Consider the following 16,741-nt stretch of genomic DNA (forward strand, 5'->3'; position numbering starts at 1 on the left):
TCATTCTTTGAAGATTAGCAGCTGTACTTCCGAATCACTGAGTTCCTTTACCCTATAACTTAACTGACGGTCTGCCAGTTCTGGCAATAAAAATACCGGGATGCGTTTATGAAATACAAAGAGCGCATGATCCTCGGGTAATTGATCCAATCGCTTTAAAATGGCCTGCATGGGCATTGGCATCGGCAGGTGCTGCACATCAATCAGATCCAGTTTTCCGGCAAACCGATTCAGGGTTTCATCAAAATCTTCTCTCGCTGTTATTACTGCTGATGATTCTTCACCTACGTTTTCAGTGCGATAAAAATAACTGTGAATGCAATCCGGTTCAATGGTTTCAACATACGCATCAAATCCCTGTTTTTTCAATAAATGGATCAATGGGGTCGGTTCAAAACCATTGATGATCAACAAAGCGTGCCCTTGTTTTACCTCTTTTAGTTTTTGCAGAATAAGTGAAAGCGGGTCTTTGCCCGCATCAATTACCGGTCGTACATCCAGGGTATGTAGTTGTTGCGGGCTCAGTTGGGAAAGGATTGCAGGTTTCGGCTTCTGCATTTCGGGGGAACTCGCAGCTCTTTTATTATCTACCTCAAACCCCAAGGGAACCAGTAACCTGAAAAAATCATCTACTGTACATCCTCCCATTTTAGCTGCGGTTGCGATACTGGTTCTGCCTGCCATCAGCTTACGCAAGAGTGGGTTTCGCAAGGCATTAAATTTGGCAGAAAGGCTGATGATCGCATCCATTGCTTCCGGATGTTGCTTCAGGATAGCTGCAATTTTTGTTTCGGCATTGATAAGCATGGTGGGTCAGATTTGCATCCTGGTTTCGATCCTAGTCAGCACTTCCGCAGCTTCAACCGGATCAAAATCTTCATGCTGCTTTTTTCGCACACCGAAGACCGTTAGTTCAAAATGATGATCTGGTATCAGCTGATGGTTGGAGAGGCAGGCTTTGGCACAGGCGAGCGGACAACCATCGATTACTATGATCTTCCGCCCGGACTGTGCCGTTTTGACCAGCTTTTTTACATTTCCTCCGACACCCGCAATGCAGGACATTTCAGCAACCCCTCTGCGATCCAACTGAAGTGCAATATAGTTGGCCATCTGGGCAGCACTGCTGCAGCCCGAGCAGGAGTACACCAACGGTTTCTCTGCACCATGTTCGGATCTCATCGTTAAGGATTTAATTCAAAAGAGATTTCTCCAGTTCAATTGCTGCAGGGAAGAGAATATTGTTTTCGAGATGCACGTGCAGGTGCAGATCATCTTCAAATTCACTCAGCATACGATACAAAAGATCGTAACTGGCACAGGCATCTTCAGGCAAGGCATAGTTATCTGTCAATTGACGAATCTGCTCCAGGATGCTGCCGGCTGTATCGTGTTCATGCTCCATCATGTGTACCGGGTTTTCAATACTGCCAAAGCGGGAAGCGGTTAATCCATCCATCTGATTTTTAACGGCAACCAGTTCCTTTATATAGGGAAACAGGATTTGTTCTTCTTTCACCAGATGTGAACTCAATTCATTGGCCAGGGCTTCTACCAGGGGTTGAATCGTATTTAATTCGGGATGACGACCACCATGTACCCGTTGCACTTTTGCCGCATAATGTCGAATATCCGGTAGTACCCGCTTTACATAACTGTGATGGGTATTCACAATATAATCCGCCAGGAAATCGCTGCTCCAGTCCTGGTAGGGAATTGGCCTGGTGGATGCAGCGAGATGATCTGTTTGCTGCAGTTCTCTTTCTACCGCCAACACATCCAACCCTTTTTCGGCACAGGCCTGGTCCAGTGTTTTTTTACCACCGCAACAAAAATCGAGACCGTATTTTTTAAACACCTGCGCTTTGCGAATGTCTTTGGCAGCTATTTGTCCCAGTGTTTCTTTGGACTCTCCTGCCGAATGTTTACTGATCCTCACTTTCCACCATTCCGGTCCCTGCTCCAGGTATTCCCAGTTAAAACTGTTTCCTCTTTCGCCCAGTAACTGATAGTACAGCGGTTTGGGGTCATGGTCATTGTGAATAGTAAAACATTCTCCCTGATCCAGCGCATCAAAGCGGGCAAAAATGGTGGGATGTTTCTGACGTGGTTCCAGGAGCGTTACATCCAGGATATTGTCGGTTGTTGCAGTAGCCATATAAAGGGTTTTATTGTTTGATGCAATAAAGATAGGGATTCTTTTTCTATAAAAGTATTTATTTACTTTTATTTAGTAAATCAAACCATTTTGTTCATCATAACATACCGAACCAGCTCTGCTTAGCCGGGAAATTTCACTCCGCTATATTTTTCGCAAAGTTGCAGCAACTGCTCCTGAAGATCAGTCGCCTCTGTTAAGGGATGTGCCTTCCTTTCCACCCGGTGATAAAAATATTTCCCGGAAACGCAGGCATTGGGTTCCATACTGGTGGCCAGCCAAACCTGTGTCTCATATCCTTTGTCCAGGTTATCAGGGGCACCGCTTCCTCCCATTTTAGTAGGCACCCAACCCGGGTCGACGGCATTGGAGAAAACAGCCGGCCATTTCCGGGCGATCGCTTTAGCCAACAGCACCATATGAAATTTCGAATCGGAATAGGTTAGTTGATTGGTTGCAGCTTCAAACTGTGCGGAATGCAATCGCCCCTGCAGATGCATGTTGGAGCACAGGTAAATCAGGCGTTGAGGCGGTTGAATCAAACAGGTTAGTATATACGGTGCAATGGTATTCACATGCAGAATAGTCTGCTGGTTTACCTGGTACACGCCAGCGTTGTGAATGATGACATCAAAACTTCCAGCCTTGTTAACTGCATTTGCCAATTCGATGGTTTGCTCCATATCTGAAAGGTCGCCGGTAACAAGCTGTATTGGAGCAGTCAGTTTATTGCGAAGTTCCTGGGCACGTGCTGCGTTGCGTACATGAAGCAACACCTCATGGCCTAAAGCAAGCAGCCGACGGGCGGCTAAGAAACCGAGCCCATCGGCTGAACCTGTTATAAAGATTCTTGCCATCTTTATTACTGCTTCAGAGATGCCATATCAATCACAAAGCGATATTTCACATCCCCTTTCAGCAGTCGCTCATAGGCTTCATTAATGTCCTGCATGCGGATCATTTCGATATCAGAAACAATATTGTGTTCTCCGCAGAAATCCAGCATTTCCTGTGTTTGTGCGATGCCACCGATCATGGATCCGGCGAATGTCTTGCGCATTGGAATCAGACTGAAAGGAGCAACCGGCAGTGGATTTTCGGGTGCACCAACCAATACCAGCGCACCATCCACCCGTAACTGGCTGAGATAGGAATTGATATCATGCTGTGCGGATACGGCATCTAAAATAAAATGCAGTTTACCGGCATACCGTTGCATCTGCGCTTCGTCTTTGGACAAGACCACATCATCTGCCCCAAGCCTTTTGGCATCCGCCACTTTAGAAGGAGAAGTGGTGAAAACAATCACTTCCGCACCCATTGCTTTAGCGATTTTCACTCCCATGTGTCCCAATCCGCCTAACCCAACAATACCCACTTTTTTACCCGGGCCCACCTTCCAATGCTTCAAAGGAGAATAGGTGGTGATACCGGCGCAGAGCAAGGGTGCGGTTGCTGCGAGATCGAGATTTTCAGGAACCCGTAACACGAATGCTTCATCCACTACAATGCTTTCAGAATACCCGCCATAGGTGGCCGTTCCAAGATGTTTATCAGGCGAATTATAGGTTTGAGTATGACCGGTACTGCAATATTGTTCGAGGTCTTCCTTGCAGTAATCACATTCTCGGCAGCTATCCACCAGGCAACCAACTGCAGCATGATCACCTACTTTGAAATTTTTCACATGGGCACCTACGCTAACCACGCGGCCAACGATTTCATGTCCGGGTACACAGGGATACACCGTTCCATGCCATTCATTTCTGGCCGTATGTAAATCAGAATGACAAACACCACAATAGAGAATTTCAATTTCCACATCGTGGGGCTGTGGTGCACGACGGTTAATATTAAGCTGGTCCAAAAGCGCATCAGCAGCCTGGGCTCCAAAGGCTTTGACAGGTTTGGTAGGGATGGAGGAGGTTGACATAACTTATATTGAGCGTTTTAAAATTCGTTGAGTGATGGGATAACAACAGTACAATTGTAAAGTTCGGAATTAACTCGCCTCAATAGCAGCAGTATATAAATGAAAAAGGAGCTGCAACACTGCAACTCCTTTTTTCGGTCGGGAAGACAGGATTCGAACCTGCGACCCCCTGGTCCCAAACCAGGTGCGCTACCGGCCTGCGCTACTTCCCGATCTCTTTTATTTCACCCGACCGGTGGCACCGGTCGGGTGGGTTAAGAGGGTGCAAAGGTAGGGATACAGGTGATTGCTTCCAACAGATTGCAAAAATTTATTCGAGCGAACTGATTTCCACCAGGATATCCTGGTTATTGCCATTGCTGGTGCAGAGGTAAACCCGGCCAGCCGGACTTACACATACATCCCTAAGGCGGCCCCACCGGGTGCGGAACAATTGCTCGGTAGACTGGATCGCGGTTCCATCCGCATTCAACTGGTGCCGAAACAGGGTAGCGTTTTTGAGGCTGGTCATCAGCAGGGAGTTTTTCCAGCCAGGGATGCGATCGCTCCCATAATAATCCAGGCCACAGGCGGCTACGGTGGAAGCTCCGCTCGACCATATCGGTTCCTTTACCTGGTTGGCATCACAAAAGGCCTGCTCTCCCGGGTCACAGGGGCCATTCACGGATGGCCATCCATAATTCCTGCCCTTTTCAATGATGTTGATTTCATCTTCAATATTGGGACCATGTTCCGATGCATACAGCTTGTTATTGGCCCAGACCAGTCCCTGCGGATTCCGGTGGCCCAGCGACCAGTAATAATTCCCCGCAACCGGATTATCTCCAGGCACGGATCCGTCCAGCAAGATGCGCAGTACTTTGCCGGCCAGTGATCCCGGCTGTTGCGCCAGGGCTGTATTGGCAGCATCACCCGTGGTCATATACAACACAGCAGGATTCCCTTCCACTATCACCAGCCTGGATCCATTGTGAATGTTGGCAGCGGGGATATTATCCAGTAGCACTTTAGCATCAGCCAGGGCCCCACCGGTAAACCGATATCGCACCAGTTTCTCCCGATAGGCATCCCCCTCCAGGTAATTGTGTACAAAATAAATCCAGCCATTCTGCGCAAAGGCGGGATCCTGCACCATACCGAGCAAGCCTCCCTCCCCTCTTGCCACCACTCCATCCAGGGTAGTGCTGAACAGGGTTTCCCCGGTGCGGGGATCTATTCTTGAAACCCGGCCACCCCGCTCGGTCAGCCAAAGATGTTCATCCTTGCCCCATACAATTTCCCAGGGAAAATTCAATCCGCCTTTCAACACCCGGATACTGTCCGATGGCCAGTTGTCATCTGGGTTGGTAACAGGCGGATCATCCTCCCGCGAGCAGGAGAATAAAACGGTGCTTAGAACCGCCAACATACACACACTGAAAAAGGATCGATTTCGCATAACCGGTATTTCCCTTAATTACGCAAAAATCCTGCCCGAGGTTCAGGCAACTGCCTTTCGTTCGTGAAAGAAAAAGATAAAATAAAGCAATACGGCGGCGGCAATTGCTGCGGGTATTAACCAGATGGATTGCCAATCATGCCCCTCTCCCACTACATAATGATCCGCCACCAGTCCGGAGAACCAGGTACCGATCACCATGCCCAATCCATAAGTGGCAAACGTGAACAAGCCCTGCGCGGCATTTTTATTTTTCTCACCGGCTTTTTTCTCGGAATACATATAACCGGTCACAAAGAAGAAATCGTAACAAACCCCGTGTAAAATGATGCCGAGGTAGATCATCCAACCATTCGGTTCCCCATAACCGTAAGCAAACAATACATAGCGGAGAATCCAGGCCAGGATACCAATCAGCAAAATATTTTTTACCCCGATCCGGTTGAATAAAAAGGGAATTGCGAGAATGAACAGTCCTTCGGAAAATTGACCGAGAATCATCTTCTGCGCCGGCTTATCCATACCGATTTCGTTCAGGAAAGGATTCGCAAATCCATAATAAAATGCGAGTGGAATACAAACCAGGATTGCGGCAATAAAGAAAATAGAATAGGAACGATCCTTGAATATGCTAAGTGATTCTTTGCTGAAGAGCGCCGTCGACTCACCTACTTCCCTACCCTTAGGAGGTGTATTCGGCAAGGCAAAACTCAGCAATCCCAGCGCCACGGATACTCCCGCTGCGAGATAAAAGGTTTCAGGTGTTTTCTCAATCTCCCAGGTTCCAACTAATAAACCAGCCACAATCCAACCCAATGTTCCAAATACCCGGATCCAGGGAAACTGTTTTCCGGGGTCGGTCATCTGGGCAAAGGCAACACTGTTACTAAGCGCCACGGTTGGCATATAAACCAGTGAATAAGCCAGTATTACCCAATAAAAAAGTTGGCTGTTCTCCACCTTTGTAGCCAGTACTAGCAGGATGGCTCCCACAAGGTGTAATACGCCCATGATCTTCTGCGCAGCAAAGAATCGATCTGCAATCATCCCTACAAAAAAAGGAGAGATCATGGTTGCCAATGCCAGCGCACTGAATGCCTGCCCAATATCCTGTCCGGTTGCTCCCAAACTGGATTCCATATAGGTTCCCATGGTTACATACCAGGCGCTCCATATAAAATACTGGAGGAACATCATCAGGGAGAGCGAAATTGCTATGGAGGTTTTCATGCAGTCTGTTGCTTATAGTTTATAAGCCTGCCGGGCAAACAATTTCCAACCGGATTTTTCTTTTTTCCAAACTGTCATCACGCCAATCCGGATCGTTTGCTCCTGCCCATTATTGGTGGCTTTTGCTTCAAATATAAAACGAATCATTGCGTTTTTCTCCACTAGCTGGATCTTTCTGTCGGTTGCTTCCAGGGTGATAAAATCTACCGGCCCTTCCATCACATCCTTGATAGTAGCCAGTTTATCATCGAGCCTGCCACTGGAATGGCCATACCACATGTTCGCGTGGAAAATATCCTCCAGCACAGCCAGGTTTTTGTCCACCATCGCTTTGTTCAATCTATCCAGCTGCGCAGCTACCGCCACTTCTTCTTTCGATTGCGCATTACCGGTAGTGGCCAACAATAGGAAAATATACAGCATAAAAGCCCTAACCATAACCGTTATTTTAAGGAATGAGTTAATTCGGCAGATTCCAGGGCTTCAATGGGATCATATCCCTCCGGTACTTTTTTGTGCCAGTAAGATGCCAGAATAGATCCAGTGACATTCATCAACGGACCAAATACTGCAGCTGCCAGTCCCACCGTTGCAATCTTGCCCATCTCTTTGGCTATGCCGGAGGCCAATCCTCCATTCTGCATGCCTACTTCAATAGCAACCGTCCTCGAATCACGCTCATTCATCTTAAGCAACCGCGCAAACCAATAACCCAGGAAATAACCAAAAAGATTGTGAATAAGGACCAGCAATATCAACAAGGGACCAATATTTAACAGGCTATCCCGACCCGCAGCAGTGATCACCACTATAATCAGCGCAATCCCCAACATAGAAAGAACCGGCATAGCCTCATCCAGCCATTTCGACTTACCTCGTAGTAATTTATTTACAATTAGCCCCAAACCAATAGGCAGGATGATCATCTTGGAGATATCCCACATCATGTTCAGCACGTTGATCTCAATAAAGGCACCTGCCAGCATCTTCATGAGCAAAGGCGTCACAAAAGGCGCCATCAAAGTAGTAATGGAGGTGATGGTGATGGATAAAGCCAGGTTCGCTTTTGCGAGATAAGACATCACGTTGGAGGCAAGCCCACTGGGTGAACACCCAATCAGAATAATACCTGCCGCGATCTCTGCACTAAAGCCACTTATACTAGCCAGTGTGAAACCCAGCAATGGCATGATCATGAACTGACTGACAACACCGATCACAACGCCCTTTGGCGTTTTCACCACACTCACAAAATCTTTTACGCTCATGGAGGTTCCCATCCCAAACATGATCAGTTGAATTAGTGGCGTAATCAGGTTGGTGTATTTAAAATCGCCCCAGGAAATAAAATACTGCGGATAACAAAGCGAAGTGGTTACAGCCGCGAAGATCATCAGCGTATAAGTATAGCGCTTCAATGTTTCATATCCTCTGAACCCAATGGCCAATAAAACAAAAAAGGCAATGGCAGCCGGACCAGCAACGGTCCAGTTACCCTGGAAGGCAAAAAGCAGCGTTAACGCAAGCAATACCAGGGCAAGTCCGATCAGTGTTTTTGATAAGCTTAGTTCTTTCACCAGGTTCTTTTTTTCATGACTTCATCCAATTCCTGTTTGGTCATCTTACCTTCTTCCGGATGTTGTTCCAGCCATTTCAGGAAAGCGAGTTTGATTTCCTCGGTCCACTGGCTATCGATTTGTCCGGTATTATAGCGACCCGTTTTCAGCATCTCTTTGCCAAACTTGTCTTTGCGACCAATAAACTCGGCGGTCAATATTACCTGCTCCGCCATATGAGCCGGTATAAAGAGCACCCCTTCTCTTTCTGAAATCACCAGGTCGCCAGGCAATACAATGGCTTTGCCTATCCGGATCGGTGTATTCAATCCCATCAATACCATTTCTTTCAGGAAGGAAGGATCAAAATCACGTACAAAGGCATTGAATCCTTTGATCTTTGCAAGTCCGCTTAAATCGCGCGCACTGCCATCGAAAATGACACCGGTTCCGGTTTTATTAAAGATGGCAGTTCCCAGGTTATCGCCAATCAAGGTGCCTCCCTCTATCTTGCCAAATCCATCTGCTACATACACATCGCCTTTCACAAGGGTTTCTATTGGCCAGGCATTGGTATTACCTACCCGACCCTGTTTAGCACCCCTTTCCTTAATCTTTTTTTCAATATCCGGCCGCGATGGCATATACATGGCTGTTACCGCCCTGCCCACCACTGGCACATCATCATGAATCATTTTCCAGTTGCGTTCAAACTGATTCACATAACCCTCATTCATGAGTACCTGCCAGGCTTCTTCAATACCGATCTTTTTGGCGCGTTCCACCAGGTCATCACTTACCTTGGGGCGACCATCCGCAAACCGTTCTCCTTTCCATTCGGATGTCAGGTAAATCAGTTCTTCTTTCGGGATAGTTTGTCCCTGCGTTTGTTGTGCTAACAGTAAAACACAACCGAAAGCAAGGATTTTATTAAACTTGTTCAGGAGCATGCTAAAAATTTAGAGTTCTTATTTCCGGGGCGGTAATCCATGCAGGGTTACCGGGGTTGCCCGGGCATTCAGGTCGTATACAATTCGTCCGGCGCGAATCGTAAGTTCACATTCGAGTTTATCAGTTGCCTTTACCTTATAACCGGTATAATCAAAGAGCCCGAAATTTCCTTTGCGAACACCCAGGATCGCAATATCTGCTACAGCACCTTCTGACAGATGCCCCAGTTCCTCGCGTTTGATTACCTGTGCGGGTGTCCAGGTACTGGCTTTGATTACCTCCTGCAGTGGCATACCCATTTGCAAAAACTTCGACATGCAGGTAAGCTGATCCTTCATCGCAGCATTCATACTGCCCACATGCAGGTCCGTTGAAATGGTGGTTGGGAAAAATTTCTCTTTTGCTGCTATCAGTGCCTGTGAGTAAGAGAAACTGATACCACCATAACCTACATCAAATACAATCCCCCTTTTTCGTGCTTCATACACAAAGGGTTTGATTTTTTTGGTAGTTGTATCTGCAATGAATTCACGTCCGTTCACTTGTGCATAACAGTGGGTAAAAATATCACCCGGACGCAAATGCTCAAGGAACAGCGACTTAAGTGAGAGAGGCGGTTGGGAGCCACCAAAGTCGATCATCACCGGAATACCACCAGCGAGATTACCTGCTTTTACCGCATTGTCTACTGGTGTCCAGTCAGGGCGACTGTAATGCGCTACTTTAAAGCCGACGATATGTTCTTTATTGGCAAGTGCCACGCGAGCTGCTTCTTCCGGGATCATATCCGTAGTATCGGACTCGTATTTGCCGCCGCGCATACCGTGTCCAACAATATTCAGAAAAGCCAGCACCCTGGTTTGTGATTGCTGAATGGTCTGTTTTTTATACAGATCAAAGTTCCGCCAGCCAGGAGAACCTGCATCCACCACGGTAGTAACGCCTACCCGAAAGGTGAATCCATCCGGAGGCAGTGCACTCGGGGCATCCATATAGGCCTGATCTGCATGATTTCCCCAGAAATTGTGCGTATGCATGTCGATAAGGCCAGGTGTTACATATAGTCCCTTGGCATCCACCACCTGTACCGCATCCCCCGGAATCGACCTGGCAATTTTTACAATCTTTCCTTTATCAATAGCGATATCCATGATTCCATTGATACCATTTTTCGGATCAATTACATGTCCGCCTTTGATAACAATGGCATAAGTCTGAGCCTGAATCGCGGAACAGAAAACCAATCCGGACAGGCAAAGGGCAAGCAATTTTTTCATCATGCTAAGAGGCTTTGTAATTCTTCTTTGATTCTACGGGCAACGATCTTGTCTTCTCCTGGCTTAAGCATCCAGGCCGTAACATTGATCCCTTTTTTACCACCACCTACTTCAATAGAGGGACTTCCATTTCTAAGACGTTCCTGCAACTCTTTTCCTTCTGGTGTTTTACCGGATTTCTCCCAGCTAATAGAAAGATTCGGTGTGATATTACCACCCTGAGGAACCCAGATTTTTGTTTCCACATCCTTCACAGATTTCGCAGCAGCTTCAATCAGCGCAATGCTTTTTTCCCACTGCTTCCATTCCTTATCGTGATCTCTGGCAATGTATTGCTCCAGTGCTACATACATGCCCAGTATTTCTTCCTTGTTCACTTTCATACCCCGGCCGATGTTGAAACCACGTGGTGGCATATGCAGGCGGGCAGCCTGTATGATGGACTTACGTCCCATTAATAAACCCGCGCTTTGCGGACCGCGAATGGCTTTACCACCTGAAATCTGCACCATATCAAAACCCATATCATTGAACTTCCAGAGATTCGAAACCGGAGGCACATCTGCTGCGATATCAATACTGGTGGGAATACCATGTTTTTTACCCAGGGCCACCCATTCTTCCTGTGAAATTTTTCCTCCCTGTGAGATGTTCAGAAAATGCATCAGGGCTGTTTTTTCATTGATGGCGCGCTCCAGTTCTTCCACTGTTTCAATGGCCACAATCTTACAACCGGTATTGATAAATGCGTGATTGTAGACAATGTCATGCGCTTTCTGACAGATCACTTCTGATTTCATGCCAGTGCCTGCAATATGAGGAAGCGCTTCCACTTTTTTCTGATCCATTCCGGTAAGGATACCGGCCAAACCAAGCGTCATTGCCGAGAAAGCCCCGGAGGTCACAACAGCTGATTCGGAGTGAACCATTTTCGCGATACGTTCGCCGACTTTATCCTGCAATTCATCCAGCATGCAGAACTGATCAGCTCCATAATTGATGGCATCCAGCACATAATCGTGCATGAGAGAACCTGTCATATAGGTCAGGGTACCGGTTGCATTGATAAACGTACGTACGCCCAATTCCTTGAACAGATCCCGCTTGGGTGCTGCCATAGGTGAACCTGTACCTGCAAAAGCGTCTAGACCACCCGCTAATCCGCCAACCGGTAGCAGGCCAAGGCCTTTTATTACATCCCTTCTTTTCATGGGTTGTTATTGTGGGGTTATTTATATGCGATACAATCGATTTCTACCAGAGAATCTCCAGGCACACCACCTTTTGCAACGGCAACGGTTGTACGAACCGGAGGATTTTTACCAAAACGGCCTATGTACACTTCATTCATCGCTTTGTAATCAGCGATATCATTCAGGTATACATTCACCTTCAGCACTTTTTCCATGGATGATCCTGCTTTGATCAGTTCTTTTTCCAACTCTTTTAATACATGGTCTGTATGTGCTTTTACATCGCCATCGAAATGGGCGCCTTTGCCCGCAATAAATACCAAACCATTATAAGTGGTGGATCCGGAAAACAGGGGTACACCCTGGAAATCCGTTACATTTTTCACTTCCTTTTCCGGGGCACTGTTCCCTGCCGCTTTAGCTGCAGCAGATATACCGGTAACACCCAGAATGGATGCAAACAGTGATTTCAAAACAGATCGTCTTTGTGTAGCCATGGTATTCAGTTTTATTATTTAGAAGTTGATTTGCCAGCTTTGAATTCCCTTCCTGGAAATTCCACCCGAAATTGTTCTACATTTCCCTGGTCCTGCATGGTAACATATGCCGTTCTGCCATCCGGACCACCAAATGCGATATTCGTTGGGCGTTTACCCATCAGCGTTATCTCCTCCAGTTTGGTGCCATCCGGTGCAAGCATCAGAATCGTACCTTTTCCAAATCTTGTTACATAAAGATTTCCCTTCTGATCGCAACGCATGCCATCCAGTCCATGATCAGTAAACTCATAGAACAATTGCTTGTTTTTGACAGAACCATCAGCACCCAGGTCATAGACCCAGATTTTACGCTGTACGGATTCACCTACATAGAGCTTTTTATTATCCGGACTCACTTCCACTCCATTCGTTGTGCCCATGGTGTCCAGCAAATGAGTTGTACCATTGGGATCGATTCTCCACAATTGACCGGTACCATTTTTCCAGCTTGGATCACTGGCATATATCCGGTCTTTATTATCAATAGCCAGATCGTTGGGCTGGTTCATGCGTGGTTCATGTGCCAGCAGACTGATCTTTTTGGTACGCGGATCCACTTTCCACACATTATGTTTGGTATAGTCTGCCAGTAATAATTGGCCTTTGCTGTTAATCCGGATCCCATTGGCGATACTGCCTTCCGGAAGCACCAGCCAAACAGTGGCTGTACCATCTGGTTTCACCTGACCAATCGTGCCCTGTTTTTCGTAATTCACGGCATAGAGATTTCCTTTGCCATCTACAGCAGGACCTTCCACGCCGCTGGTAAAGGAATTCACCGGCGTAAGCAGGGTTGATTTATGCAATACCTCAGGCTGCGCTGTTGCCGAGCTCGTCAACATTACCGCTGCTACCAATAAAACTGCCTTCGCTTGTCCTTTCATTATTTCTTTCTGAGTACAGGGGAACTATTTTCCCCTAGTTAGTTATTGATTTTAATCTGTTGCAATCGGCCATCTGCATCTAGTCGCCATTCCCTACCGGATTTTCTTTCTTTACCAACCAACACAAAACCGGTAGGATCTTTCAATAGTTGCACCTGTTTTGCATCCTTCCAGTTGAGGCCCGGATACTTTTTTCTAAGCTCTTCCATTCCGGATGCATATTGTTTGTGTTGTTCCCGGTGATCTCTTTGAAGGTAATAATATTTCCAAAGCGATCGCTGCATTTCAAGTGTTTCAGCAGAAATAAAGGCAGCGGGACCAGCCTCTTCTGAAAACAGTATATATCCCCAGCGTTCCGGCATGTGCAGATCCACTCTGCCCTGGGGTGACCAAACAATGTAATGAGGTTGCGCTATACGACCGGATGCATCCTTTTGTTTCTGATACACTCCATTCACCACATCCAGTTTCCAGTTTACATGAGAAAAATTCATACGTGCAATTTGTCCGTTACGCGGTGCCAGTGGTATAGCCAATTCCACATCCCATCCTTCGTCTATATCACCAGGCTGATTCAATGTTCCGCGCAGGCGAACAGCTTTTTTTAATCCGGGAAATTCAAAATCGGAATCCCCCTTTCCTCCATCGCGGTAAGCTTTGGAAAGTATTAAATCCCAGGTGGTACCAAATGCATTAATCTGGAATTCAATATACTGCTGCATATCCCCGTCCATATCGATGAAAAACTCCAGTGCGTTATCCATAAATACGGCAGTGTCTTTTTTAGTCAGACTTGCCCATAACTGGGGTTGCTCCAACTGTGCAAATACATAGAGATACTGTTCATCCCAGCAGAGCTTGAGTGCTGATTTATTCCCTGTTGGACCACCTGCAATATCCCGGAAATTCGATGTGAACGGAATTTTTTGCCAAATCGCTTCATTGGCAAATCCATCTACCTCAATCGCCTGGTTTGTTTTAACAGCCCGGTATTGCGGAGGTGTAGTTAACAGCGGCTTTAATTTTTCCTCGGTTACTCCATCCGGCAAATAGGCCGCTTTTTGAGCAGCTACCGGTACTATACAAACGAAGCAAAGGCATACCGCCAGCAATCGGTTTATGGTTATTTTTTCCAACTGGTTTTATTTCGAATAAGATAACACAATAGGTCGCGCAATGCCATTCTGGTCGTATACAATCTTTCCTCCAAGGATCGTCATTTCGCAAACCAGTTTTTGGTTGGAGGTGATCTTTGCACCGCTCCGATCCCAGAATCCAAAGTTCCCGGGCATCTGTTGCAATATTGCCAGATCCGCTTCTGCGCCAACACTGAGATGCCCCAGATCTTTACGCTGAATCGCCAATGCAGGCGACCAGGTACTGGCTTTAATTACTTCTTTCAAATCCATCTTCAGGGCAAGAAAGGTATTCATCACATTGAGCATATCTTTCATGGAAGCATTCATACTGCCGATATGCAAATCGGTACTGATGGTATTGGGATAGAACCCTGCTGCCGCGGCTGGTTGCGCCTGTGATAGCACAAAACTGGCACCGCCATAACCCACATCGAAAATGATCCCGCGTTCCTGTGCTTTTTTTACAAAGGGCTTGAGCTTCCGGGTTGCTGGATCTACAATGGGTTCACGACGGTTGAGTTCTGTAAAGGCATGCGTATAGATATCACCCGGACGTAAATGCTGAAAGAACAATTCTTCAATGGAGAGGGGCGGAGGATCACTGCCACCAAAGTCAATGATCACCGGCAGGTTGGTCAGTCTGCCAGCTTCAACTGCCCGATCCACCGGAATCCATTCTCTTCGCTCATAGTGAGCTACTTTGAAACCTACAATATGATCCGGGAATTGTTTGGCAACTGCAGCCGCCATTCGTGCATTCATATCCGTAGTATCCTGTTCCCAGGCACCACCCCGCATACCCTCTCCCACGATGTTCAGAAAAGAGAGGATCCGCGTTCTGCTGTTATCAATTATGTTCCGTTTGAAAACAGTAAAATTTTTCCATCCCGCACCACCACAATCAACGGAAGTAGTAACTCCATTACGCAGGGTGAAGCCATCCGGAGCCACTGCTGTTAAGCCATTGCTCAAATAATGATCCGGTTCCGTTCCAAAGAAATAATGACCATGAATGTCTATGAGTCCGGGTACCACCAGCATACCCGCAGCCATCACCACCTGTTTGGCGCCTGTCGTATCCAACTGTTTTTGAACCGCCACAATTTTTCCATCGCGGATGCCTACATCCAGTATGGCATCAATGCCATTTTTGGGATCGATTACCCTCCCACCTTTTATCACGATGGAATAGGATTGAGCCTGCACCCAGCCGGAAAAAAGCAACAGGCCAATCAGGAGTTGTATACTTTTTCTCATGCTGATTTTTTTAATTCTTCCAGGATGCGTTTGGCCACGATTTTATATTCCCCTTCGCGCAGCATAAAAACAGTGAGGCTGATGCCTTTGTCATTTGCCAGCACTTCAATAGAGGGAGCACCATTACGAAGAGCAAGCTGCAGTTCAGCAGGCTTGAGAGAGATATCACCTGTACTCCATTGAATATTCAGCGTGGGCGTATGATTGGCCAAAGGCGGAATCACAATTTCTGTCTGGATGCCCTTGCGCTGTTTGGCCTGTGCCGCAATGTATTCCACCTGGTTCATCCAGTCTTTCCATTCCTTATCGTGATCAATGCTGACATATTTTTCCAGTGCGGCCAGCATGCCTACAATTTCTTCCTTGTTTACTTTCATACCTCTTCCAATGGTTCCGCCTCTTGGAGGAGCACTTAACCTCGCTGCCTTGATCAGGTCCTTTCTTCCCATGAGGATGCCGGCACTCTGGGGGCCTCTTAATGCTTTTCCTCCGGAAATACAAACCAGGTCAAACCCCATCTCGTTGAAGCGCCAGAGATTTTCTACCGGTGGCACATCCGCCGCGATATCAATCATCGTAGGAACACCATGTTTCTTGCCTGCAGCCACCCATTCTTCATGGGAGATCTTTCCCAGGTTGGCGTGGGCATTCAGAAACCAGAGCATCGCGGTCTGCTCATTGATGGCTTTATGCAGCTCCTCCAATGTTTCAATTTCAACAATTCGTACACCCGTGTTCGTTAGTGCATGTACATATCCGCTGTTATGTGATTTCTGAACCAGCACTACTGATTTCATTCCATCCAGGCGGGGCAGCTGGGCAATCTTTTTGAGATCGGTTCCGGTGAGTACACCTGCGGTTCCCAATACCATGGCCGACCAGCAGCCGGCAGTAACAGTTGCCGCTTCCGCGCGACATATCTTAGCAATCCGCTCTCCCACTTTATCCTGAACTTCGTCCAGCATTACATAGGATTTTGAAACCGCATTGATGGCTTCCATTACTTCCGGATACATCAGGGAGGCTGTCATGGCTGTATAGGTTCCGGCAGCATTGATAAAGGAGCGCAAACCCAGCTCGGTTATATAATCTTTCTTAGGCGCTGGCATGGCAAATCCGCCGAGCGGTAAAGCTGCTCCTGCTGGCGCAACAGATAAATATTTCAGTAACTCTCTTCTTTTCATGT

The 16,741-nt window shown here is 47.0% G+C and carries 17 protein-coding genes and 1 tRNA gene; all 18 read right to left on the bottom strand.

The window, feature by feature from the left end:
• The 18 genes from L0U88_RS05780 to L0U88_RS05865 all read right to left on the bottom strand — a co-directional run bounded on the left by L0U88_RS05780 (position 1) and on the right by L0U88_RS05865 (position 16,739).
• A complete protein-coding gene (locus L0U88_RS05780) occupies positions 1–807 on the bottom strand; it encodes a DUF2249 domain-containing protein (protein WP_234864657.1) in 807 nt (268 codons plus the stop codon).
• Positions 808–813: 6 nt separating this feature from the next.
• Positions 814–1,182, bottom strand: coding sequence for a putative zinc-binding protein (locus L0U88_RS05785; protein ID WP_234864658.1), 369 nt, complete (start codon positions 1,180–1,182; stop codon positions 814–816).
• 10 nt (positions 1,183–1,192) lie between these two features.
• Entirely contained in the window at positions 1,193–2,158 is a 966-nt protein-coding gene (gene ric, locus L0U88_RS05790) for an iron-sulfur cluster repair di-iron protein (RefSeq protein WP_234864659.1), read from the bottom strand.
• Positions 2,159–2,280: 122 nt separating this feature from the next.
• Entirely contained in the window at positions 2,281–3,015 is a 735-nt protein-coding gene (locus L0U88_RS05795) for an SDR family NAD(P)-dependent oxidoreductase (RefSeq protein ID WP_234864660.1), read from the bottom strand.
• Between the two features lie 5 nt (positions 3,016–3,020).
• Positions 3,021–4,091, bottom strand: a complete 1,071-nt coding sequence (locus L0U88_RS05800; RefSeq protein WP_234864661.1) for an NAD(P)-dependent alcohol dehydrogenase — start codon at positions 4,089–4,091, stop codon at positions 3,021–3,023.
• Positions 4,092–4,229: 138 nt separating this feature from the next.
• A tRNA-Pro gene (locus L0U88_RS05805) sits at positions 4,230–4,303 on the bottom strand.
• A gap of 98 nt (positions 4,304–4,401) precedes the next feature.
• Entirely contained in the window at positions 4,402–5,529 is a 1,128-nt protein-coding gene (locus L0U88_RS05810) for a PQQ-dependent sugar dehydrogenase (protein ID WP_234864662.1), read from the bottom strand.
• 42 nt (positions 5,530–5,571) lie between these two features.
• A complete protein-coding gene (locus L0U88_RS05815) occupies positions 5,572–6,759 on the bottom strand; it encodes a nucleoside permease (protein ID WP_234864663.1) in 1,188 nt (395 codons plus the stop codon).
• 12 nt (positions 6,760–6,771) lie between these two features.
• Positions 6,772–7,197, bottom strand: coding sequence for a nuclear transport factor 2 family protein (locus L0U88_RS05820; RefSeq protein ID WP_234864664.1), 426 nt, complete (start codon positions 7,195–7,197; stop codon positions 6,772–6,774).
• A 5-nt stretch (positions 7,198–7,202) separates the two neighbouring features.
• Positions 7,203–8,336: a bile acid:sodium symporter family protein gene (locus L0U88_RS05825; RefSeq protein ID WP_234864665.1), complete on the bottom strand. Its 1,134-nt coding sequence runs from the start codon at positions 8,334–8,336 to the stop codon at positions 7,203–7,205.
• Complete coding sequence (locus L0U88_RS05830) at positions 8,333–9,265, bottom strand: RraA family protein (protein ID WP_234864666.1); 933 nt, start codon at positions 9,263–9,265, stop codon at positions 8,333–8,335. Before L0U88_RS05830 ends, L0U88_RS05825 begins: the two co-directional genes overlap by 4 nt.
• A gap of 18 nt (positions 9,266–9,283) precedes the next feature.
• Complete coding sequence (locus L0U88_RS05835; protein WP_234864667.1) at positions 9,284–10,546, bottom strand: amidohydrolase/deacetylase family metallohydrolase; 1,263 nt, start codon at positions 10,544–10,546, stop codon at positions 9,284–9,286.
• A complete protein-coding gene (locus tag L0U88_RS05840; protein ID WP_234864668.1) occupies positions 10,543–11,754 on the bottom strand; it encodes an aminotransferase class V-fold PLP-dependent enzyme in 1,212 nt (403 codons plus the stop codon). Before L0U88_RS05840 ends, L0U88_RS05835 begins: the two co-directional genes overlap by 4 nt.
• Positions 11,755–11,771: 17 nt before the next feature.
• Complete coding sequence (locus L0U88_RS05845) at positions 11,772–12,233, bottom strand: RidA family protein (protein WP_234864669.1); 462 nt, start codon at positions 12,231–12,233, stop codon at positions 11,772–11,774.
• A 14-nt stretch (positions 12,234–12,247) separates the two neighbouring features.
• Positions 12,248–13,159, bottom strand: coding sequence for an SMP-30/gluconolactonase/LRE family protein (locus L0U88_RS05850; protein WP_234864670.1), 912 nt, complete (start codon positions 13,157–13,159; stop codon positions 12,248–12,250).
• 38 nt (positions 13,160–13,197) lie between these two features.
• On the bottom strand, positions 13,198–14,295 hold the full coding sequence (locus L0U88_RS05855) for a carbohydrate-binding family 9-like protein (protein WP_234864671.1): 1,098 nt from the start codon (positions 14,293–14,295) through the stop codon (positions 13,198–13,200).
• 6 nt (positions 14,296–14,301) lie between these two features.
• Positions 14,302–15,555 carry an amidohydrolase/deacetylase family metallohydrolase gene (locus tag L0U88_RS05860; protein WP_234864672.1) on the bottom strand — a complete coding sequence of 418 codons (1,254 nt, stop codon included), beginning with the start codon at positions 15,553–15,555 and terminating at the stop codon, positions 14,302–14,304.
• Positions 15,552–16,739: a selenocysteine synthase gene (locus tag L0U88_RS05865; protein ID WP_234864673.1), complete on the bottom strand. Its 1,188-nt coding sequence runs from the start codon at positions 16,737–16,739 to the stop codon at positions 15,552–15,554. The genes L0U88_RS05860 and L0U88_RS05865 overlap by 4 nt, the downstream gene beginning before the upstream one ends.
• Between the last annotated feature and the right edge of the window lie 2 nt (positions 16,740–16,741).

Origin of the sequence: Flavihumibacter fluminis (assembly GCF_021491375.1) — a bacterium.
Lineage (GTDB): Bacteria > Bacteroidota > Bacteroidia > Chitinophagales > Chitinophagaceae > Flavihumibacter > Flavihumibacter fluminis.

Bases quoted from the DNA above. Each gene is read 5' to 3' on its own strand.
- L0U88_RS05850 (WP_234864670.1), bottom strand. From the start codon at position 13,159: ATGAAAGGACAAGCGAAGGCAGTTTTATTGGTAGCAGCGGTAATGTTG.
- L0U88_RS05860 (WP_234864672.1), bottom strand. From the start codon at position 15,555: ATGAGAAAAAGTATACAACTCCTGATTGGCCTGTTGCTTTTTTCCGGC.
- L0U88_RS05795 (WP_234864660.1), bottom strand. From the start codon at position 3,015: ATGGCAAGAATCTTTATAACAGGTTCAGCCGATGGGCTCGGTTTCTTA.
- L0U88_RS05820 (WP_234864664.1), bottom strand. From the start codon at position 7,197: ATGGTTAGGGCTTTTATGCTGTATATTTTCCTATTGTTGGCCACTACC.
- ric (WP_234864659.1), bottom strand. From the start codon at position 2,158: ATGGCTACTGCAACAACCGACAATATCCTGGATGTAACGCTCCTGGAA.
- L0U88_RS05830 (WP_234864666.1), bottom strand. From the start codon at position 9,265: ATGCTCCTGAACAAGTTTAATAAAATCCTTGCTTTCGGTTGTGTTTTA.
- L0U88_RS05810 (WP_234864662.1), bottom strand. From the start codon at position 5,529: ATGCGAAATCGATCCTTTTTCAGTGTGTGTATGTTGGCGGTTCTAAGC.
- L0U88_RS05800 (WP_234864661.1), bottom strand. From the start codon at position 4,091: ATGTCAACCTCCTCCATCCCTACCAAACCTGTCAAAGCCTTTGGAGCC.
- L0U88_RS05785 (WP_234864658.1), bottom strand. From the start codon at position 1,182: ATGAGATCCGAACATGGTGCAGAGAAACCGTTGGTGTACTCCTGCTCG.
- L0U88_RS05780 (WP_234864657.1), bottom strand. From the start codon at position 807: ATGCTTATCAATGCCGAAACAAAAATTGCAGCTATCCTGAAGCAACAT.
- L0U88_RS05840 (WP_234864668.1), bottom strand. From the start codon at position 11,754: ATGAAAAGAAGGGATGTAATAAAAGGCCTTGGCCTGCTACCGGTTGGC.
- L0U88_RS05865 (WP_234864673.1), bottom strand. From the start codon at position 16,739: ATGAAAAGAAGAGAGTTACTGAAATATTTATCTGTTGCGCCAGCAGGA.
- L0U88_RS05835 (WP_234864667.1), bottom strand. From the start codon at position 10,546: ATGATGAAAAAATTGCTTGCCCTTTGCCTGTCCGGATTGGTTTTCTGT.
- L0U88_RS05815 (WP_234864663.1), bottom strand. From the start codon at position 6,759: ATGAAAACCTCCATAGCAATTTCGCTCTCCCTGATGATGTTCCTCCAG.
- L0U88_RS05845 (WP_234864669.1), bottom strand. From the start codon at position 12,233: ATGGCTACACAAAGACGATCTGTTTTGAAATCACTGTTTGCATCCATT.